A 21166-nucleotide genomic window follows, 5' to 3' on the forward strand; every position below is an offset into this window, starting at 1 on the left:
CACAGAGCCCAATGAAGTGCATGGGCGTAGCGCAATTTTGCATAGGAAAGGCAGAAAACCCCGCAGAGGGATTCACCCTGAATATGCCCCGCCCCCGGTTGCAAATCGAAACGGCTTATGGTCACAAGGTCAGCGTGCATGAACCTGTTTAACCTGCGTCGCCAATCCCCCAGCCTTGATGAGCTGGCGATTGAGCCTCAGTCATTGCCTATGAATAACGCCGTATCCAGAGCGTGTTTGATGCCCAGCGTAGAGCGGCCAGCGCAGGTTTTCGTGCGCGGTCAGGGGTCCTGGATGTGGGACAGCGACAGTCGGGCTTACTTGGATTTCACCCAGGGCGGGGCCGCCAATTGTCTGGGCCACAGCCCGGCCGTGCTGACCCGGGCGATCGCAGAACAGGCGCAGTCATTGATCAACCCCGGCTCCGGTTTTTTCAATCGCGGCATGCTGGACCTGGCTGAACGCCTGTGCCACAGCACGGGCAGCGATCAGGTGCATTTTTTGAACACCGGGGCCGAGGCTAACGAAGGCGCGATCAAGCTGGCGCGCAAATGGGGCCAACTGCATCGCGGCGGCGCTCACCGGATCATCACGGCGACCGGCAGTTGTCACGGTCGCAGCTTTGGCGCGATGTCGGCGTCGGGCAGCGGCACGTTCGATAACCGTTTCGAGCCGCAACTGCCGGGGTTCATCAATGTGCCGTTCAACGATCTACCCGCGTTGCACGCCGCGGTCGATGCGCAAACCGTGGCCATCATGCTGGAACCGGTGCAGAGCGAAGCGGGGGTGATTCCCGCGACCGAGCATTACCTCAAAGGGGTCGAGCGCCTGTGCCGGGAGTTGGGCATTTTGCTGATTCTCGATGAGGTCCACACCGGTATGGGGCGCTGCGGCACCCTGCTGGCGGAACAGAATTACGGCATTCGTGCCGATGTCATCACCCTGGGCAAAGGCTTGGGCGGTGGTGTGCCACTGGCTGCGCTGCTGGCGCGCGGCAAAGCGTGTTGCCTGGAAGCGGACGAGCTGGGCGGCACCCATCACGGCAATGCCTTGATGACGGCAGCGGGCAGTGCCGTGCTGGAAACGCTCGTTGAAAAAGGCTTTTTGCAGCAGGTTCGCGACGCAGGGCAACACTTGCGCGAGGGCCTGGGGCGTTTGGCCAGCCGTTATGCACAGGGGGAATTACGCGGTCAAGGCCTGATGTGGGGCCTGACACTGTCGGATGATTCGGCAGATGAGGTCGTAAAAGCAGCGTTGTATGAAGGCTTGCTGATTACCGCGCCGCAACCCGACTGCCTGCGCTTTACCCCGGCGCTGTGCGTCAGCAAAGGCAATATTGATGAAATGTTGCTGCGTTTGGCCCGCGCGTTTTCCCGGGTCAGAACCGCGCAGTTGCAGTGTCGCCGTGCCGTGTTGGCGTAATCGCTGACACACCGGCACACACAGAATTTAAAGAACCGTCTCGCGGTATAACGCATCGCCCCGTGCCTGTTTCGTTCGGCACGGGGCGTTTTTTTGCCTGTGGAAAAGTACCGACTGAACCTTTTGACAGTGCTCAGAGTCGATTAACCATAGGGCTTGATTGAGCCCACCATTGATTGGGGACTGAACACATGGACATTATTCGAATCATCATCGCCATCCTGCTGCCGCCGCTGGGTGTGTTTTTACAAGTCGGTTTCGGCGGTGCTTTCTGGCTCAATATTCTGTTGACGCTGTTGGGGTATTTCCCGGGCGTGATCCACGCGGTGTACATCATCGCCAAGCGATAACCTTCCTTTCGCCCTGATCGGTCACTGTTGCCGCTCCGTACGAAGCTGCGCCCCACGCAGCTTCGTTACCTGGCAGCGATTCGCCCGACTTATTCAGGGTTTGATTGCATCACTTCCCGATAAAACATCCATTCCTGCTCCAGGGCGTGGGCCTGATTGCTGGCCTTGCGGAACCCGTGGCGTTCGTCGGGGTAGTAATACGCTTTGGCAGGGATACCGTTCGCCTGCAAGGCGCTCAGCATGTCGCGGGTTTGCTGCGGTACCACGACCGCATCCAGCTCCCCTTGAAAGAAAATAACCGGCACGCGGATGTTGGCGGCGTGCAACAAGGGCGTGCGCGCGGCATAACGCTCGGCATCCCGGTCGGGATCGCCAATCAGCCACTCCATGTAATCGCCTTCGAACTTATGGGTATCGCGTGCCAGCGCCACCGGGTCGCTGACCCCGTACAGGCTGGCGCCTGCCCGAAACACGTCCTTGAATGCCAGCGCGCACAGCGTGGTGTAACCGCCTGCGCTGCCGCCACGAATGAAGGCATGTTGGCGATCAATCAACCCCTGATCGGCCAGATAGCTGACCACTGCACAGGCATCCTCCACATCCACGTCACCCCATTTCAGGTGCAGCGCCTGCCGGTACTCGCGGCCATAGCCGGTGCTGCCCCGGTAGTTGAGGTCCGCGACGGCAAAGCCGCGTTGCGTCCAGTATTGAATGCGCGGGTCGAGCATCGGATAACACGCCGAGGTCGGGCCACCATGGATAAACACCACCAGCGGCGGCTGTTTTTCGCCGTGCATCGCCGGGTAGAAAAATCCATGAGCCTCGCCCCCCGCCGTGGGGTAGCGCAGCGTTTGCGGGCGGCTGACGCGATCAGCTGGCAATGGCGCCACCCCACCGGCCAACACCGTCACCTGCCGGCTGTTGCGGGCAATGCGAAGGATGGCCGACGGGCCTACCGGTGAGGCCGCGATGCAATAAAGGGCGTCGTCATCCAGCGCCAGACTGCGGAAACGGCTGTATTCGCCTGTGTAATCCTCAAGGCTGGCGTCGGATGCGCGTATGCCCAAGCGTCCGAAACCGTCTTGCGTCCAACTGGCGACATACGCGTTGTCACTCAGCGGTTGCCAGGTGTTGCCACCTAGCTGCCAGGGCGCAGGCGCATGGTCGGCGCGCTCGCACGGCAAGCGCTTCAAGCCCCCGGACGATTCCACCCACGGTTGCCAGAAACCTTCGCGGTCCGTCAGGCAGTACAGGCGGTTGTGCTCATCGAAACGCGGTTGTTGCAGCGACTCCTCGCCCGCCTCGCCCGCGATGCACTGCGGCGCTTGCCAATGGTTTTCGTGACTGCGCCGGGCGACCATCAAGCGGGTTGAGGTCCACGGCTGATGCGGGCGATACCACTCGATCCACGCCAGGCGCTGGCCGTCCGGGCTGAGCGTCGGCGCCGCATAAAAATCAGCGCCTTCGGCCAGTACGTGGCGCGCCCGCGAAGCGGTGTCAAGGCTGACCAAACGATGCCGGTCGTTGTCTTCTTCGACCGCCAGCACCTGCCCATGGGCAAACTGCACATCGCCATAGCGGCAGTTGCCTTGGGACAGTGCGTGAGGTGCAGTGCCCTCCAGTGTTTGCACATACACCTGTTGATCGGCCTCGTTGACGAACACCACGCCGTCATCGCTCAGGCAAAACGACCCGCCGCCGTACTCATACACACGACTGCGCACGCTGAAGCCGTTGGGTGTCAGGCAGTGCGCCTGACCGTCGCGCCAGTGCCAGAGGCGGCAGGCCGCGTCCTGGGGGCGATATTCGTTCCAGAACAGGCCGTGGCGGCCGAGTTTCAATTCGGCAAAATCCACCCCGGCGGCCACGGCGAGGGCGGCGCTGAACGGTTCAGCCTTTGGCGATGAGTCGTGAGTTTCGGTCATTTCTGAAGGCCAGTTGCTCAATGGTTTGGGTGGCGTGCTCGGCTTCTTCGCGCGCCTTGAGGATCAGGTCGTGGTGCGGTGACTTGCTGCACACCGGGTCGGCGTTGCTGGCGTCGCCCGTGAGCATGAACGCCTGGCAGCGACAGCCGCCGAAGTCCTTTTCCTTCTCGTCGCAGGAGCGGCAGGGTTCGGGCATCCAGTCATACCCGCGGAAACGGTTGAAGCCAAACGAGTCGTACCAGATGTGTTGCATGCTGTGGTCGCGCACGTTGGGGAACTGAACCGGCATCTGCCGCGCACCATGGCAGGGCAACGCGGTGCCGTCCGGGGTGACGGTCAAAAAGATGCTGCCCCAGCCATTCATGCAGGCTTTGGGGCGTTCCTCGTAATAGTCCGGGGTGACGAATATCAGCTTGCAGGGATGCCCTTGGGCCTCAAGTTTGGCGCGGTATTCGTTGGTGATGCGTTCGGCCCGCACCAATTGCTCGCGGGTGGGCAGCAAACCCACGCGGTTGAGCTGCGCCCAGCCGTAGAACTGGCAGGTGGCGAGTTCGACGAAGTCGGCCTCCAGCGCGATGCACAGCTCGATGATGCGGTCGATTTTGTCGATGTTGTGTCGATGGGTCACAAAGTTGAGCACCATCGGGTAGCCGTGAGCCTTGACGGCGCGGGCCATCTCCAGCTTTTGTGCGAAGGCTTTTTTTGACCCGGCGAGCAGGTTGTTCACTTGCTCGTCGCTGGCCTGAAAACTGATCTGGATATGGTCCAGACCGGCTTTTTTGAAGTCGCTGATTTTTTGCTCGGTCAGGCCAATGCCGGAGGTGATGAGGTTGGTGTAGAACCCCAGCGTGCGCGCCTCACCAATCAGTTCGGCCAAGTCCTGACGCACCAAGGGTTCGCCGCCCGAGAAGCCCAGTTGTGCGGCGCCCATTTCGCGCGCTTCGCGAAACACCTTGATCCACTGTTCGGTGGTCAGCTCTTTGCCTTGCTGGGCGAAGTCCAGCGGGTTGGAGCAGTACGGGCATTGCAGCGGGCAGCGGTAGGTCAGCTCCGCCAATAACCACAGCGGCAAGCCGACTTCAGGCGTGGGTGGCACCCGGCTGTCAGGCCAGTTCGATCCAGTGCTCTGCACGAGCGACCTCCATAAATTGCTCGATGTCGTGACCGAGCTCGGGAACGTCGGGGAACTGTGCATCCAGTTCGCCAATGATGGCCGCGACGTCGCGCTGGCCATCGATCAGGCCGCCGATCAGCGCGGCGCTGTCATTGAGTTTGATCATGCCTTCGGGGTAGAGCAGCACGTGGCCTTTTTGCGCGGGCTCGTACTGGAAACGATAGCCGGGGCGCCAGGTCGGGATTTTGCTGCGATCGAAGCTCATAGGGTGATTCCTTTATGCCAGACGCGTTGGTCGGTCACGCTGTGGTACGGCGGGCGGTCCAGCTCGTAAGCCATGGTCATGGCGTCGAGCATGCTCCAAAGGATGTCCAGTTTGAACTGGAGAATTTCCAGCATGCGCTGCTGGCCTTCCCACGTGGTGTAGTGCTGCAACGTGATAGCCAGCCCATGCTCGACGTCGCGGCGTGCCTGGCCCAGACGCGTGCGGAAGTATTCGTAGCCCGCCGGGTCGATCCACGGGTAATGCTGCGGCCAGCTGTCGAGACGCGACTGATGGATCTGCGGGGCAAACATTTCGGTCAGCGAGCTGCTGGCGGCTTCTTCCCAAGTGGCGCGGCGGGCAAAGTTGACGTAGGCATCCACGGCAAACCGGACGCCGGGCAGCACCAGCTCTTGGGAGCGCAGTTGATCCGGGTCAAGGCCGACGGCCTGCCCCAAGCGCAACCAGGCTTCGATACCGCCGTCTTCGCCGGGGGCGCCATCGTGATCGAGCAAGCGCTGAATCCACTCGCGGCGTACTTCGCGGTCAGGGCAGTTGGCCAGAATCGCGGCGTCCTTGAGCGGGATGTTGACTTGATAGTAGAAGCGGTTGGCGACCCAGCCCTGGATCTGTTCGCGCGTGGCGCGGCCTTCGTACATCGCCACCTGATACGGGTGGTAGATGTGGTAATACGCGCCCTTGGCTCGCAATGCGGCTTCGAACTCGGTTTTGGACAGTGGGGCTTGGGTCATCGGGTGCCTCCAGAAAATACAGTGTGTCGTTGCTGCCGCAGGGGGTGACGCCGACCTGAGCGCTGCGTCCGTGAACGCAGCGTGTGGCAGCGACAGGGTGTGGCTTACAGCTCGATGCTCATGCCATCAAAGGCGACTTCTACGCCACGGCGGGCCAGTTCGGCACGTTCGGCGGAGTCTTCGTCGAGGATCGGGTTGGTGTTGTTAATGTGTATCAGCACTTTGCGTTGCTCGGGCAATTGCTCCAGCACTTCGAGCATGCCGCCGGGGCCATTTTGTGCAAGGTGGCCCATCTCACGGCCGGTGCGCGTGCCGACACCGCGGCGCTGCATTTCGTCGTCATCCCACATCGTGCCGTCCACCAGCAGGCAATCGCTGCTGGCCATGATGTCGAGCAAGGGCGCATCCACTTTGCCCAACCCTGGTGCATAGAACAGTTTGCCGCCGGTGCGCAGGTCTTCGACGATCAGGCCGATGTTGTCGCCTGGGTGCGGGTCGAAGCGGTGCGGCGAATACGGCGGCGCAGCGCTGCGTAGCGGCAACGGGCTGAAGCGCAGGTTCGGGCAGGCCGGGATGGTGAACGACCCTTCGAGTTCGATGCGGTGCCAGTTCAGGCCGCCGTTCCAGTGCTTGAGCATGGTGAACAGCGGGAAACCGGTGCTCAGGTCCTCGTGGACCATGCCGGTGCACCAGACATCGTGCGGGCAACCTTCGCGCAGGCTCAACAGGCCTGTGGTGTGGTCGATCTGGCTGTCCATCAGGATGATGGCACTGATCCCGGTGTCACGCAGGGCGCGGCCGGGCTGCATGGGGGCGAAGCTCTGGAGCTGGGCGCGGATGTCGGGCGAGGTGTTGCACAGCACCCAGTTCACGCCGTCATCGGAGATCGCAATGGAAGACTGGGTACGGGCCGTGGCGCGCAAGGTGCCCTCGCGAAAACCGGCACAGTTGACGCAGTTGCAGTTCCACTGCGGGAACCCGCCGCCAGCGGCGGAACCTAGAATCTGGACGAACATGGGAGGCTGTTCTCTTGCAAATCTGAAAATAAAAACGCCCCGGCGAACCGAGGCGTTGGGTTGCTCTGCTCAATAAAAGCGGCAGATCAACGGCTTGCGAAGTACATGGTGACTTCAAAGCCAATGCGCAGATCGGTGTAAGCCGGTTTAGTCCAAGCCATGAGGTGACTCCTTAGCAGTGGGGGTGGGTGGGGTGTCTTTAACTTAGTCCAGCTCCCGAAGGAGATGTTCAGATGCTTAGGTGGCTATGTTACTAAATTTGACTGAGCAGGAACGACCAAAGTCGAAGAAAGCTCATTACGTGGATGGTAAAAATCAGCTTCTACGCTGATAAAACGATTCAGTTTGCGGCTCGGTGGCCATGCACAGCCAGTCGCTGTACGGGTCATTGAGGCACTCAGCTGCCTTGAGTGTAGTGGCTCGGTCCAGGGTCATAAGTGCGTTGTAGAGCACCTTGAGGTAATCCGACGAGTGGCCCGCCTGTTGAGCGTGCCAGAGCAGGTCGGCGGCTTGAGCCAGGCTGAGGGCCTTGGCTGAGAACTGTTGAGCCAGTGCGGTGCGTGCCTCGATGAAAGACGCTTCATCCAGTGCGGCAATCTGCTGCGGCAATTGCCCGAGGAAAGTGCGGACCTGCTCGAAGATGTCTGCCGTCGTGGCTTGAGGCGATTGCACCCCCAGCAGCAGGCCGGTTCTGTCGCCAAGCTGGCGCACGCCGCTGAACACGGCGTAACCCATTTGCAGCTCCACCCGCAGACGCTGATAGAACGGGGTTTGCGCCAGATGGGCCAGCAGTCGCCAGGCGGCTTCTTGCGTGAGGTCGGCCCGCGGTGCCGGGCAGAACAGCAGCAACGCCTGTTCGCTCGACTCGCACGGTTCGGTGTGCCAGTGGCGTGCTGAGGGTGTTTCGACGGCGTGCGTCAGGTGCGGGTCCGGGGTGCCGGGGGCTTTGCTGAGCGCGCTGCTGATCATGGGTTGACTGGCCGAGGAAACGCCCACCGCCAGACCGAGCCATCGGGCGGAGGGCCAGACGTGCTGCACGGTGTCAGCCGCAGGCAGTGCGAAGCGGGTGTGCAGTTCCGGCAGGCGTTTGAGTAACTGGCGGATGGGCATCAGTGGCGTTTGCGGCGTCGCTCCCGGCGCATCATCCGTCAGCGGGGTGAGCAATGGCAGCGCGTGTTCGAGAATGGCAGGCATCGGCTCTTGCAGGCCATGCAACTTCAGCAACCAGTCATTGCCCTGCGCGATGAGCGACATTTCAACGCCCGCTTCGCGCGCATCGTGTTGCAGTGTCAGCAGGCGGTGTTGCAGCGTCGGTAACAGCGAGGGGGCAGGGGTCACGCCCAAGTGCCAGCGCACGTACACAGCGGCTTCGCCATTGGGGTTCGCGAGAGCAGGGCTGAACGTCATGGCCGATACTTCGCGGCGGCTGCGCAAGCGGTCCTGGGCAAACGTGCGCAAGCCGCGATGGGCACTGGTTTGTCCACGAATAAGGCCAGCGGTCACGGGGTGTTTCTCCGATATGAGGAAGGGATTGGGTGTGGGTAATTGCCAGGCGTGCTGCCCGCTCGGGCGGGGCTCGGTTTGCATGTGTTTCAGGATCACCGCCAGTGCTTCAACCCCGTGGTCTGACAGCTCTACCGGACGGTGCTGAACATCGCGGCGGGCCAATTCCAAGGCGCTGCTGACCCGTTGCTGACGCTGCTGTAGGCGTCGGTATTCGTTGCGCAGGCCGGTCCAGGGTTGCTGAGCGCTGAAAAAACACAACCAGTCGTCGACAGCGTCGCGGATCGGTTGAGCCTTGGTTGTCATGTCAGTCGACCCTGTGAACGTCAGGCCGAGCAGGGCCTGGTTCTGAAACTGGTACACCGGCGTGGCACGCAGGCTGTCGGTCAGTTGCTGCTGACGTAAGTGAGCGAGAAGTCCGCCCGGTTTGTCGGCGTTGATCCAGTGACACAGGAATGCCAGCGCTTCTTCTGATGCAGTGGGTAGCTGCTCCAAGGTAAACATCAGGTCCACGTGTAAACCCTCGACCTGCACGTACTGTGACGAACCCTCGCTCATCAGAGGCGGCGGGGGCTGTGGCGTGGCGGCCGTACCCGGTTGAAGCTCAAGGCTGTAACGCTCGGCGAGTGCGATCAGCGTGTCCTGCGATTGCGGGCCTACCAGGCTCAAGGTCATGTGCCCGGTTCGGTAAAACTGCTCATGGAAATGCGTCAAGGCGCGCTGAAAGGCTGCGCGTGGCACGGGCAAGCTGTAGCGATTGCCTGCGTGGAAGCCCCGCAGCGGGTGTGTGGCGTTGAGTGGTTGAAGCCTTTGCAGGTCGCGTTGCGCCGAAGGCTCGCGGGCCCAGGCAATGAATTCCGCGTGCAGCACTTCGCGTTCGCGCCGCTGGTCGTCCGGATCCAGACGCGGATGAGCCAGCATGTCGCACAGGCGATCCAGCCCGCCCGCAAAGGCTTCGGGGGGCAATTCAAAAAAGAAGTCGGTATGGCGTTCGCTGGTGCGCGCGTTGAGGTGCCCGCCATGCTGTTGCACATAGGCCATCAGGCCCTGCGCCGCGGGGAAGCGCTCGGTGCCGAGGAACAACAAATGCTCCAGAAAATGCGCCAGCCCCGGCCAGTCGGCGGGTACGTCATGACTGCCCACGGCCACTCGGACGCAAGCTGCGCTGCGCGTGAGCCGTGGGACATGGCGCACGGTCAGCGTCAGACCATTGCGGGTGGTCAGGCGTAGGACGTCTGGGGTGTTCAACGCGGGCATGGGCACTTCCGTTACAGAGAAGCGCTCATGCTAGCGGATTACTGGCAATCAGCGCGCGCTCAGCGCACCGTAAAGTTCCGGACGGCGGTCGGCCAAGTAGTTGTTTCCCGCCTTCGCGTCCGTCAGTTTTTGTGGATCAAGCTCGGCGGCGATCACCGTTTCGTCCCGTTGAGCCAGTGCTACTTGCTGGCCATCTGGCGCTGCGATGCTGCTTTGGCCGCAATAATGAAGCGTGTCTTCGCGGCCACAGTAATTGGCGTAGGCCACGTAACACTGATTTTCAAACGCACGGCTGCGCACCGTGACATCGGCAATGAAGTCGTAGGGTTGCATGTTGGCGGTGGGCACAACGATCAATTGCGCGCCGGCCAGGGCCAGACGCCGCGTGTTCTCCGGAAACTCCAGGTCATAGCAAATCAGCATGCCGACCTTCCAGCCGTTGAGCTCGACCACGGGGTACGCTTCTTCGCCGGCGCTGAACTGGGCGTGGTCAAGCGTCCCGAACAAGTGGGTTTTGCGGTAGTTGAGCAGGGGTTGGCCGTGGCAATCGATCAGTTGCGCGCTGTTGTAGAGGCGGCCGTCCGCACCCAGCTCCGGGTAACCGTAAGCAATGGCCATGTTGCAGGCTTTGGCTATTTGGGCGATTGCTCGGGCCGCGTCGCCGTCGTGGGGTTGAGCCAATTGCGCCACGGCAGGCTGACCAATGTTGTACCCCGTCAGGAACATTTCGGGCAGCACCAGCAGATCAACCCCGGGGTTGTGCTGGGCAACGAGGCTCAGGCGTTTCAAGTTGCCCGCGATGTCCAGTTGCAGGGGCGGGCATTGGTAAAGGGCGACGCGCATGGGGTTCTCCTGTTCCGGGTGGGTTGGCGCGCGGTTCAATCCGGCAGGGCGATTGGGCCGATGTCGTTAAACACATCGCCCGGCCCGGGATTGTCGGCGTGGGTGCGTCCGCCAAAGTGGGTCATGATGCCCCACACGGCGTTCAAGGAGGTCTGTACCGCTCCTTCCACCCAGGCAGGTGTCCACGACACATCGTCGCCGGCGATGAAAATTCCGCGTTGTTCTGCCGGTATCTCCTGCTGCATAAAGTGCGCGTACATGCGCTGGTTGTAGCGGTAATGACCGGGCAGTGCGCCTTTAAAAGCCCCCAGGAAGTGCGGGTCGGCTTCCCACGAAACGGTGATCGGGTCGCCAATAATCCGGCTGGCGATGTCGACGTTGGGGTAGATCTTTTTCAACGCGTCCAAGGCCAGCTTCACGCGTTTTTCGACGGGATGCGGCAGCATTTTCAGCGCATCGCTCATCCATGAGTACGACAGGCAAATAACGCCTGGTTTGTCGTCGCCGTTATCGAACAAATAAGTGCCACGGGTCAGGCGGTCGGTGAGGGTCATGCTCATCAGGTCGCGGCCGGTTTCCGGGTCTTTGTCTTTCCAGAACGGGCGGTCGACCATGACGAAGGTTTTGGACGATTGCATGTAGCGCGTGCGGTCGAGCGCCATCCACATCTTTTGCGAGAACAGCGCTTCTTCGCACTCGATCTGGGTGGTCAGCAGCCAGCTTTGGCACGTCACCAACACTGCCTCGAACGGGCGGGTCACACCGAGGTTGTCGGTGACAGAAAACAAACCGTCGTCTGTACGGGAAATCGCCTTGACCCCGGTTCGTGGTGCGCCATGGTGCAACGAACTGAGGCTGGTGCCTTCCGGCCAGTGAGCACAGCGCTGCGGCGCGTGGCGCCAGATTCCCAGCGGCACCTGCTCAACCCCGCCCACCACCAGGTGTTGATGGTCATCGCAGTTGGTCATGACCACGCGGAAGATCTCGAGCATTGAATTGGGGAAGTCTGAGTCCCAGCCGCCCGTCCCGAAGCCGACCTGACCGAACACTTCGCGGTGTTGGAACGAGAGTTTGGCAAAGGCTTTGGAGGTCGCGACAAAGTCATAAAACGTGCGGTCGTCCCACAGCGGAACCAGGGTGTTCCACAACGCTTTCAAACGCGGGACATCGCGATCGCGAATGGCCTGCTGGATATCGCCAAATTGCGACCCTGCTTCCAGTGCATCCGCCCACGCGTCAGCCACTTCCTGAAACAGTGCAGGCAGGTCCGACAGTTTTTGCGCGTAGAAGGTTTGTCCTTCGAGATCAATTACGGTGCTGCCAGAAGCGGGTGTCAGCGGGTTGGGGAACGGTTTGGTCTCAAGCCCGAGTTTGTCGACATAGTGATAGAAGGCGGTAGAGGACACCGGAAAGCGCATCCCGCCCAGCTCGGCGATGACGCCTTCACTGCCTTCAAACGCTTGCGAGCGCAAACGTCCGCCCATTTTCGAGGCCTCGTACACCACAGGCTTGAGGCCGAGCTTCATCAACTCATACGCGGCGACCATTCCGGCCATGCCAGCACCGACAATCGCGACCTCTGCGCCCAGTTTATGTGTGGGAATACTCCCCAGACCGGCTGGGTGTTCGATCCAGTCGTCGAAGGCAAAAGGGAAATCGGGGCCGAAAATGGTGATTGGTTTCTTGCCGTCATTCGGGTGGCGATTGTTCTTATTCATGGCTGACCTTGCTGGCGACCCGCGCTTAACGCTGAGTATAGGAAAAGACAGGCACCATGATAGGGAGCACAGAACACGTTATTAAAACGCAAAGTGTCGTCGTTTTGCATTGTCTTTGCGCAGTGTGACGAAAGCGCTGTGCAAAGTGTTGTTCGCGTCGGCCTAGCCGCGGTCGACTTTGCTGCTGAGAATGATGGAGGTCGTGGTTTTTTCAACGCCCTCGACACTGCCGATCTGGTCCAGCAATTGATCAAGTTGCTCGGGGGAATCGCTGCGCAGCCACGCGACGTAATCAAATTCTCCGCTGACGGCGCACAGTTGCTGCACCTGCGCCATGGCACTCAAACGCCTGACCACCTCCTTGCCCGAGCGTGGCTGCACGGTAATCCCGACATACGCTTGCAGCCCGCCATCAATCAGGCGCTGCCCCAGTCGAACGCCATACCCGGTGATGATGTTGTTTTTCTCCAGGCGTGACAGCCGTGACGTCACCGTGGTGCGTGCAATTCCCAACTGACGCGCCAGCATGGCGACGCTTTCGCGTGCATTGAGCTGCAAGGCGGCAATCAACTGACGATCGATTTCATCCAGCACGGGCGGGCGAGAGTCAGGCAAGAGAGGCTCCAGTGGCGTCATCGAAGTGGGCGCTCATGGTACAGCGCTTGAGGGGCGGGGCGTCCAGTGGTGGACGGGATATGGACGATCACGACTTTTCGCAGCACAGCCCTGCAAACGCCAGAAACACAAAAGCCGCGCAGTGCGCGGCTTTCAAAGTGGTGGGCCCAGTAGGACTCGAACCTACGACCAAGGGATTATGAGTCCCCTGCTCTAACCAACTGAGCTATAGGCCCTCAGTAGGTCGCGGATTATAACGATGGTTTCTCGGCAGTGCTATCCGAAAAGTCTGAAATAGAGATACGAAGAAAGGTCGTCGCGAATTCTTCAGCAGATAAAGGCACGCTGATGATGTACCCCTGAATCTGTTCGCAACCGGCGTTGGCCAAGAAGTCTTGCTGGGCCTGGTTTTCCACACCTTCGGCAATGACGGTGAATTGCATGCTGCGACCCAGGGCAATGATGGCCCGTACGATGGCTTCGTCATTGGGGTCGTGGGGTAAGCCGCGCACGAATGACTGGTCAATTTTCAAGGTGTCCAGGGGCAGGCGTTTGAGGTAGCTGAGTGAGGAATATCCGGTGCCAAAGTCATCAATCGCCAGTTGCACGCCTAATCGCTTGAGCTGATGCAGGACGTCCAGTGCTTCTTCAGTCTGGTTCATGATGAAGTTTTCAGTGATCTCAAGTTGCAGGTAACCCGGCTGGAGGTTGTATTTTTTCAGGAGTTGGCGGATGCGGCCGACCAGTCGGGGTTGGTGTAATTGGGCGCCGGCCAGGTTTACGGAGACCGGGCCAAAAGGTGCGTATGTCTGATTCCACTCATTCAATTGCATGCAGGCACGCTCCAGCACCCAGTCACCCACCTGGATAATCATGCCGTTTTCTTCGGCCAGATGAATGAAGCGCTCAGGGGCAATGACGCCCAGCGTGGGGTGGGTCCAGCGAATCAGGGCTTCAGCGCCGACCAGACTCAGGTCGTGCAGGCTGATTTTGGGTTGATAGAACAGCGATAGCTCGTTGCGCTCCAGCGCACGTCGCAGTTCCTGTTCAAGGATCACCCGTTCGCTCGCTTGTGAGGTGAGGTCATGGGTGTAGCGCTCAACCCGGTTGCGGCCTTTGAGCTTGGAGCGGTACATGGCGGCGTCGGCGTTTTTTACCAGTGTGGCCACGTCCGTGCCGTCATGCGGGTACACGCTGATGCCGATGCTGGCGCTGATAAACAGTTCGTGTTCGCCCGCTGGGAACGGTGCGCTGAAACAGGCCAGTAACTTGTTGGCAATCACCTCGGCATCACGGGGTTGCTGAAGGCCGGGCAGCAGGATAATGAATTCATCGCCGCCGAGGCGGGCGACGGTATCAATGTCGCGCAACTGGACCTTGAGGCGTGCGGTGATGCCTTTGAGCAACAGGTCGCCCACCGGGTGGCCCAGGCTGTCGTTGATGTTCTTAAAGCGATCAAGGTCCAGAAACAGTACTGCCGCGTGTTGGTCTTGCGCATTTTGCTGATTGAGGATCTGGTCCAGACGGCTCTCGAACAGCAAACGGTTCGGCAAGCCAGTCAGCGGGTCGTGATGGACCTGATGATCCAGACGCGCCTGTGCGTGCTTGAGGCTGGAAATGTCGGCAAAGACGGCCACAAAGTGAGTGACGATATTTTCGGAGTTGTGTACTGCGCTGATCGTTATCCAGCAGGGATAGACTTCCCCGTTTTTGCGCTTGTTATAAATCTCCCCTTGCCAGTGTCCCTCGCCTGACAACTGATGCCACATGGCGGCAAAGAAGGCGCTGTCGTGCTGATTGGAGGCCAAAATCCGCGGTGTCTGGCCGAGCACTTCGGCCTCGCTGTAGCCCGTGATTTCGGTGAAGGCGCGGTTCACGGCGGTGATGGTTTGCGCCGGGTCGGTGAACAAGATGCCTTCAGCCGTGCTTTCGAACACGGTGGCGGTTTGCAGGAGTTTTTCCTGCATCTGTTGGCGTTCGGTGATGTCCCGCGTGATGGTCAACATGCAGTCTTCATCACCGATTTTCAGCGGTCGGCTAGAGACTTCACAGATGCGTATGCGCCCGCTTTTGTGGCGCAATTTGCACCTGAAATCCCTTACAAACCCGTCCTCACTCAGGCGTGTGAGTAACTCTTGGCGTTGGTGAACATCGGCCCAGATGTTGAGGTCCAGAGAGGATCGATTCAGTGCGCTGGCGCTGTCGTAGCCGGTCAAGCGGCTGAAGCCTTCGTTGATTTCGATCAGCAAGCCATCACTCTGCCGACTCAACAGCAATCCGTCTGGCGATGCATGGAAGGCTTTGGCAAATTTTTCCTCAGAAAGGCGCAGCGCTTCTTCGGTTTGTTTGGTTTCGCTGATGTTGATCATCAATCCGCGCAGTACGGGCGTCTGATTGTGCGTGGAAAGCGTGATGATGTCCCGTAGCCACAGGGTTCTGCCATCGGCGGTTATCACGCGATAGTCGATGCTGTGGTCGCGCCCGGCCTTGATTTCGCTTTCGCAGTACATTTTGGTTCGGGGCAGGTCATCGGGATGGATGATTCGCTCCCAGAACCCAGGGGTCAGCCAGTCGGCCAAGGGGTAGCCGATGAGTGTTTCGGCCTGAGGGGAAACATAGGTGTAGGTGTAATCATCCCGTTGGGCCTCCCATGCGATGGCAGACAGACTTTCGACCAAGCCTCTGTAGCGGTATTCGCTACTGCGCAGTTCCTGTTCGAGGGCAACGCGGCGGGCTATTTCGGAGCTCAAGCGCCTGTTGATGCGCACGACCACGATCAATACGGTGACGAGCAACAAGATGCCCGGCAGTACATACAGCAGTAACCCGCGCCACAACGCCTGATAATCGCCGGTGTTGCCGATCCAGCGCGCTTGAATGGCTTCGATTTCACGGGGTGTCATGTCGGCCATGACTTTATCCAGCAGGCGCAACAGGATGGTTTGGTCTTTGGGTACGGCCATTGCCAGTTGATAGCGATACGGGGTTTCGCCACTGACGTACAACCCGTCCAGCTTGAGCTGGCGCAGGCTCCAGACGCTGGACGCCAGGTCGCCCACCATGGCGTCGACTTGATCGGTAGCCAATGCTTGTAGCGCGGAGCTGACATTGGGCAGGGCGACGAGATTCAGGTCGGGGTGTTGGGCATGCAACAGCTCGTGCGGGGCGTAGTTTTCGACCACGGCGATTTTCAGCCCATAGAGCTCATCAATGTTTTTTGGGGCGGGGCCGCCTTTGTGCGCGAGGATGACAATCGGGAAGTCGAGGTAGGGGCGCGTAAAGGCCAGGGTTTTCTGACGCTCAGGGGTCGACATGATGCCGGGTAGCCAGTCGAGACTGCCATCTTTGGCGAGCTCAAGGACGCTGCTCCAGTCGTAGGGCTCCACCGGTTTGATGCTCACACCCAAACGGTTTTTGATCAGTTCCACGTAGTCCGCGGCCAAGCCGGTATAGAGCCCCTTTTCGTCGCGGAACTCAAAGGGTGGCCATGACGCATCAACCCCAAGGCGTAGCTCGGGATGCTTGTCGAGCCACTGTCGCTCTTCATCGGTCAACGTCAGGGCGTTGGCCGCTGTGGAAAAGGCGATTAGCAGCAAGAGGAGGGTGGCTGGCAGTCGTGGCATGCGGGGCTCGTTCTACTCGCGAATGTGACGAGTGTAGACGGGCTGTGGGATATGGGCGTGAGGCGCTGGAAAGGTTTGGCGGGTACAAAGCAAAACCCCCGGCAGGGCCGGGGGTTTTGGTATCACTCGTCGAGGAAGGAGCGCAGGTGCTCGCTTCTCGTCGGGTGGCGCAGCTTGCGTAACGCTTTGGCTTCGATCTGACGAATCCGCTCACGGGTAACGTCGAACTGCTTACCAACCTCCTCAAGGGTGTGGTCGGTATTCATGTCGATACCGAAGCGCATGCGCAGTACTTTGGCTTCACGTGCTGTAAGGCCGCCAAGTACATCGCGTGTCGCTTCTTTAAGGCTCTCAACGGTGGCAACATCGATTGGCGACTGCATGGTCGAGTCTTCGATGAAATCACCCAGATGGGAGTCTTCGTCATCACCGATCGGGGTTTCCATGGAGATCGGCTCTTTAGCGATCTTCAATACCTTGCGGATTTTGTCCTCAGGCATTTCCATGCGTTCGCCCAGCTCTTCCGGGGTCGGTTCGCGACCCATTTCCTGCAGCATTTGGCGGGAAATACGGTTGAGCTTGTTGATCGTCTCGATCATGTGCACCGGAATACGGATGGTGCGTGCCTGGTCGGCAATCGAGCGAGTGATCGCCTGACGGATCCACCAAGTGGCATAAGTCGAGAATTTGTAGCCGCGGCGGTATTCAAACTTGTCTACCGCTTTCATCAAGCCGATGTTGCCTTCCTGGATCAGGTCGAGGAACTGCAAGCCACGGTTGGTGTACTTCTTGGCGATGGAGATCACCAGACGCAAGTTGGCTTCAACCATCTCTTTCTTCGCGCGGCGGGCCTTGGCCTCACCGATCGACATGCGACGGTTGATGTCCTTGATCTCGGCAATCTTCAAGCCGGTTTCTGCTTCTAGAGCAGACAGCTTTTGCTGGCAACGGATGATGTCCGGTTGCAAGCGGGCAATGGCTTCAGCGTATTTGCTTTTGCCTTTGGCCAGCGCGTCGCTCCAGCTTTCGTCGACTTCATTGCCCGGGAACAGGCGAAGGAAATCAGTACGCGGCATGCGTGCATCACGGACGCACAGCTGCATGATGGCCCGCTCTTGTGCACGCAGACGCTCCAGAGCGCTACGAACACGTTCAACCAGGCCTTCGAACTGCTTGGGCACCAGCTTGATCGGCATGAACAGCTCAGCCAGGGCAACCAGCTCGGCAATCGCCTGCTTGCTGTCGCGACCGTGCTTCTTCAGTGCCTTGCGAGTGATTTCCATCTGATCGGAAACGGCGCCGAAGCGCTGTGCCGCGATGATTGGATCGGGGCCGCTTTCGACCTCTTCCTCGTCATCGGTAGCGTCGTCCTTCTCTTCCTCTTCGTCATCACCTTCGGCCTTGGCCGTTTTAGGATCGACAGGAGGCGGAACCTCGGCTGCAGGCGGCGTAATTCCATCGTCCGGGTCGATATAACCGCTCAGGACGTCAGAAAGGCGACCACCTTCGGTGGTGACGCGAGTGTACTCGGAGAGAATATGGTCAACCGTGCCAGGGAAGTGCGCGATTGCGCCCATCACTTCGCGGATGCCTTCTTCGATACGCTTGGCGATTTCAATTTCGCCTTCGCGTGTCAGCAGTTCTACCGTGCCCATTTCACGCATATACATGCGTACTGGGTCGGTAGTGCGACCAATATCGGTTTCTACTGCCGCCAACGCTGCAGCTGCTTCTTCAGCAGCGGCTTCGTCGGTGTCAGCATCGGCCAACATAAGGGCGTCCGCATCCGGAGCACTCTCGTGTACGGGGATCCCCATGTCATTAATCATGCGGATGATGTCTTCCACTTGCTCCGGATCTGAAATATCTTCGGGCAGGTGGTCGTTGACCTCTGCGTAAGTCAGATACTTCTGCTCACGGCCGAGGGTGATCAACTCTTTGATACGAGACTGCTGTTGCGCTTTTCCGGACATAACACCCTATCCACTGAAGGTCTTGGCGGGCAAAAAACAAGCCGAGGATTATACCTTAGCTATGACCTCACGCGCCAGTTGAGGTCGGGTTTGATGCGGGATTATTGCGACTCAGAAGGTCGCGTAACTGATTTTTCTCCTCGCTACTTAGCTCGCCTTGACGTGCTTTTCGAAGAAGTTGTTCCAGATTTCGCTCGCGTTGGCGAGCTGACAAGCTAGTTATGGTGTCGAAAAACTGTTGTTCAAGGTTGTCGGCGTCAATTAGCCATTCCTTTTCGAGCAGTCTTTGCAGCAAGCGGCCCTGTTCAGTGCCGTGCCAACGGGACAACAACTGAATAGAGCTTAGCTTAGGATTCTTCTGTACGGCCTCGACCAGCGCGATCAAGAGCTGGTTATTCGTCTGGTCTTCTGCCGCAAAGTGGCCCGCATCTTCTACTTTTTTGGCCAGTTGCGGGTGATGCAACAAGGTGCGCAGGGCGGTTAATGTCGGCGGTTCAACGCCGACCGGGATCCAGGCCTGCTCGCGCTCGCCGCCGCGCTTGCCTTTTTTGTCCCACGGCTTGTTTTCCCACTTTTTACCGCCCGTCCCCGACTTTTTCGTGGTCCATTCCTGTTGGGGAACGTACGTTTCCGGCTGCTGAAAGTCACTGTAGTCCGGCATGGCATCGTAATCGATGCCCGGGTCGTAGGCGGGTTGCGAGGGGGGTGGTGCGCTTTGCGCCAGTTGGCTGACCGCTTCGCTGTTGAGGCCCGTAATTTCGCTCAAGCGTTGGCGCATCAGGTTGCGCAGGTTGGCGCCCGGCACTTTGTCGATGAGCGGTGCTGCCAGCGTGGCCATGTGGGCCCTGCCTTCGAGCGAGCGCGGGTCAGTTTCTTCAGTCAGTTGCTGGAAAAAATAATCTGCCAGCGGCTGCGCGTGCTGGTTAATGCGCGCCCTGAACGCATCAGTGCCTTCGGAGCGCACCAGTGTGTCCGGATCCTCGCCTTCTGGCAGAAACAGGAAGCGGGCGCGGCGGCCATCTTGCAGGCAGGGTAGCGTGGCCTCAAGTGCGCGCCAGGCGGCATTGCGGCCAGCCTGATCGCCATCAAAGCAAAACAATACGCTGGGTACGACCCGAAACAGGCGCTTCATGTGCTCTTCGCTGGTCGCGGTGCCCAGCGTGGCCACGGCATTGCGCAAGCCCTGTTGGGCCAAGGCAATGACGTCCATATAGCCTTCAACCACGATGATTTCGTCGAGGCTGCGATTGAACTTGCGCGCTTCGAACAGCCCGTACAATTCCTGTCCTTTGTGGAAGACAGGTGTTTCAGGGGAGTTCAGGTATTTGGGCTTGTCATCACCGAGCACGCGACCGCCAAACGCAATAATGCGGCCACGGCTGTCGCGAATCGGGAACATTACGCGATCGCGAAAGCGGTCATAGCGTTTGCCGGTTTCAGCGTTCTCAACCAATAAGCCCGCATCAATCATGGCTTTTTGCTGCAGGGTGTCGCTGCTCAAATGCTTGTACAGGTTGTCCCAGCCGGGCGGAGCAAAACCCAGGCCGAAATCCCGGGCGATTTCGCCGGTCAGGCCTCGGCCTTTCAAGTAGTCCACGGCGGCCCTGCGCGCCGGGTGGCTTTTCAGGGCCTGCCGATAAAAGTCGGCGGCTGCGGTCAGCAGCGGGTAGAGCGGCGAGTCGGTCGGCTGTCGCGGTTTGTGCGAGCGACCGCTTTCCTCTCTGGGGATCTCCATACCTGCGGCTTTGGCCAGTTCTTCGACAGCTTGGGGGAAGTCCAGGTTGTCGTGGTCCATGATGAAGCCGAGGGCATTACCGCCTGCACCACAACCAAAACAGTAATAAAACTGTTTATCCGGGCTGACACTGAAAGACGGTGTTTTTTCTTTATGGAAGGGGCAGCAGGCGGTGTAGTTTTTGCCTGCTTTCTTCATTTGCACGCGCGAGCTGACGACATCGACGATATCGGTGCGGTTCAGAAGGTCGTCAATAAAGCTCTGGGGGATTAACCCGGCCATGGCGTTCTCGTCATCTCAGCGCAAAAAAAGCCGTATAGAAAGGTTTGGTCATGGCGGCGTGCAGGCGAAAACGCTGCTCGTACGTGTGACGTCTGCTCAATCATGTCGGGAAGTGTATCTGTCGAAGCTCCGCAGACTCGTATTTAAAACAGAGTAAATGGGTTCGAAATATCACGCTCTGAGTCCGGGGCTGACCAATGGCTGGTCTCGGATAGCTCATAAGCAGGCATGGGAGAGATGCCTTGGGCTGATCGTCTTTGAGGAGAATCAGAGGTGTGTGCTCGTCGGTAGCCTTGAAGGCTCGTCAGTAAAGACGTGCACCGCTGGCTTAAAGGCCAGGTCTGACGTGGTGTAGCAGTTTGTCGCAGTCGCATCTGCGGCCTTGACGGTAAAGCGTGTAACTTGCTGCAACTGCCTACGGCCCGGCTTTAGGCCGGGCTTGGCAGAAGCGTGCAACGAACGTCTGTGTATTAGTACAGACGAACGGCGCGGCGCTGCTCGCGCTGAACTTTCTTCGCGTGACGCTTAACAGCGGCTGCTGCTTTGCGCTTACGCTCGGAAGTCGGCTTCTCGTAAAATTCGCGGCTGCGAACTTCAGCCAGTACACCGGCTTTTTCGCAGGAGCGCTTGAAACGACGCAGAGCTACGTCGAAGGGTTCGTTCTCTTTTACTTTGACGGCTGGCATCCAGAGCTACCTTCATTCATTACCGGGGTCAACGTCTCAAGGCAAAATCGCGTTGGAAGACGTCGGTTTTTAAGGGTTGCGGATGTTAAC

16 protein-coding genes and 1 tRNA gene are annotated in these 21166 nt (G+C 59.4%); 2 read left to right on the top strand and 15 right to left on the bottom strand.

Annotation, left to right across the window (positions count from 1 at the left end; genetic code table 11):
* Positions 1–138: 138 nt before the first annotated feature.
* Positions 139–1422 (top strand): aspartate aminotransferase family protein, encoded by a 1284-nt coding sequence (locus BKD70_RS04875; protein WP_047278061.1) that lies wholly within the window; start codon positions 139–141, stop codon positions 1420–1422.
* Between the two features lie 191 nt (positions 1423–1613).
* The gene (locus tag BKD70_RS04880; protein WP_047278059.1) at positions 1614–1772 is read left to right on the top strand and encodes a YqaE/Pmp3 family membrane protein; all 159 of its coding nucleotides are present in this window, start codon (positions 1614–1616) and stop codon (positions 1770–1772) included.
* Between the two features lie 89 nt (positions 1773–1861).
* Here the strand turns inward: BKD70_RS04880 and BKD70_RS04885 are convergent, their stop codons facing one another.
* The 15 genes from BKD70_RS04885 to rpsU all read right to left on the bottom strand — a co-directional run bounded on the left by BKD70_RS04885 (position 1862) and on the right by rpsU (position 21076).
* Complete coding sequence (locus tag BKD70_RS04885; protein WP_047278057.1) at positions 1862–3697, bottom strand: S9 family peptidase; 1836 nt, start codon at positions 3695–3697, stop codon at positions 1862–1864.
* Positions 3663–4829, bottom strand: a complete 1167-nt coding sequence (pqqE, locus tag BKD70_RS04890) for a pyrroloquinoline quinone biosynthesis protein PqqE (protein WP_047278055.1) — start codon at positions 4827–4829, stop codon at positions 3663–3665. The genes BKD70_RS04885 and pqqE overlap by 35 nt, the downstream gene beginning before the upstream one ends.
* The gene (pqqD, locus tag BKD70_RS04895) at positions 4801–5076 is read right to left on the bottom strand and encodes a pyrroloquinoline quinone biosynthesis peptide chaperone PqqD (RefSeq protein ID WP_047278053.1); all 276 of its coding nucleotides are present in this window, start codon (positions 5074–5076) and stop codon (positions 4801–4803) included. The genes pqqE and pqqD overlap by 29 nt, the downstream gene beginning before the upstream one ends.
* Positions 5073–5825, bottom strand: a complete 753-nt coding sequence (pqqC, locus tag BKD70_RS04900) for a pyrroloquinoline-quinone synthase PqqC (RefSeq protein ID WP_047278051.1) — start codon at positions 5823–5825, stop codon at positions 5073–5075. Before pqqC ends, pqqD begins: the two co-directional genes overlap by 4 nt.
* 104 nt (positions 5826–5929) lie before the next feature.
* Positions 5930–6841 carry a pyrroloquinoline quinone biosynthesis protein PqqB gene (gene pqqB / locus BKD70_RS04905; RefSeq protein ID WP_047278049.1) on the bottom strand — a complete coding sequence of 304 codons (912 nt, stop codon included), beginning with the start codon at positions 6839–6841 and terminating at the stop codon, positions 5930–5932.
* A gap of 86 nt (positions 6842–6927) precedes the next feature.
* Positions 6928–7002 carry a pyrroloquinoline quinone precursor peptide PqqA gene (gene pqqA / locus BKD70_RS24095; RefSeq protein WP_003444522.1) on the bottom strand — a complete coding sequence of 25 codons (75 nt, stop codon included), beginning with the start codon at positions 7000–7002 and terminating at the stop codon, positions 6928–6930.
* A gap of 154 nt (positions 7003–7156) precedes the next feature.
* Entirely contained in the window at positions 7157–9601 is a 2445-nt protein-coding gene (gene pqqF / locus BKD70_RS04910; protein WP_047278047.1) for a pyrroloquinoline quinone biosynthesis protein PqqF, read from the bottom strand.
* Between the two features lie 48 nt (positions 9602–9649).
* On the bottom strand, positions 9650–10444 hold the full coding sequence (locus BKD70_RS04915) for a carbon-nitrogen hydrolase family protein (RefSeq protein WP_047278044.1): 795 nt from the start codon (positions 10442–10444) through the stop codon (positions 9650–9652).
* A gap of 35 nt (positions 10445–10479) precedes the next feature.
* Positions 10480–12162 carry an NAD(P)/FAD-dependent oxidoreductase gene (locus tag BKD70_RS04920; protein WP_047278042.1) on the bottom strand — a complete coding sequence of 561 codons (1683 nt, stop codon included), beginning with the start codon at positions 12160–12162 and terminating at the stop codon, positions 10480–10482.
* Between the two features lie 162 nt (positions 12163–12324).
* Positions 12325–12777 carry an Lrp/AsnC family transcriptional regulator gene (locus BKD70_RS04925; RefSeq protein WP_047279149.1) on the bottom strand — a complete coding sequence of 151 codons (453 nt, stop codon included), beginning with the start codon at positions 12775–12777 and terminating at the stop codon, positions 12325–12327.
* A gap of 159 nt (positions 12778–12936) precedes the next feature.
* Positions 12937–13013: transfer RNA gene (locus tag BKD70_RS04930), tRNA-Ile, on the bottom strand.
* A 15-nt stretch (positions 13014–13028) separates the two neighbouring features.
* Positions 13029–16400, bottom strand: coding sequence for a bifunctional diguanylate cyclase/phosphodiesterase (locus BKD70_RS04935; protein ID WP_047278040.1), 3372 nt, complete (start codon positions 16398–16400; stop codon positions 13029–13031).
* Between the two features lie 122 nt (positions 16401–16522).
* Complete coding sequence (rpoD, locus tag BKD70_RS04940; RefSeq protein ID WP_047278039.1) at positions 16523–18373, bottom strand: RNA polymerase sigma factor RpoD; 1851 nt, start codon at positions 18371–18373, stop codon at positions 16523–16525.
* Between the two features lie 67 nt (positions 18374–18440).
* A complete protein-coding gene (gene dnaG / locus BKD70_RS04945; protein ID WP_047278036.1) occupies positions 18441–20390 on the bottom strand; it encodes a DNA primase in 1950 nt (649 codons plus the stop codon).
* Positions 20391–20860: 470 nt separating this feature from the next.
* Positions 20861–21076, bottom strand: a complete 216-nt coding sequence (rpsU, locus tag BKD70_RS04950) for a 30S ribosomal protein S21 (RefSeq protein WP_002551877.1) — start codon at positions 21074–21076, stop codon at positions 20861–20863.
* Positions 21077–21166: the final 90 nt, after the last annotated feature.

It is taken from the genome of Pseudomonas sp. BS-2016 (assembly GCF_001806145.1).
Lineage (GTDB): Bacteria > Pseudomonadota > Gammaproteobacteria > Pseudomonadales > Pseudomonadaceae > Aquipseudomonas > Aquipseudomonas lundensis.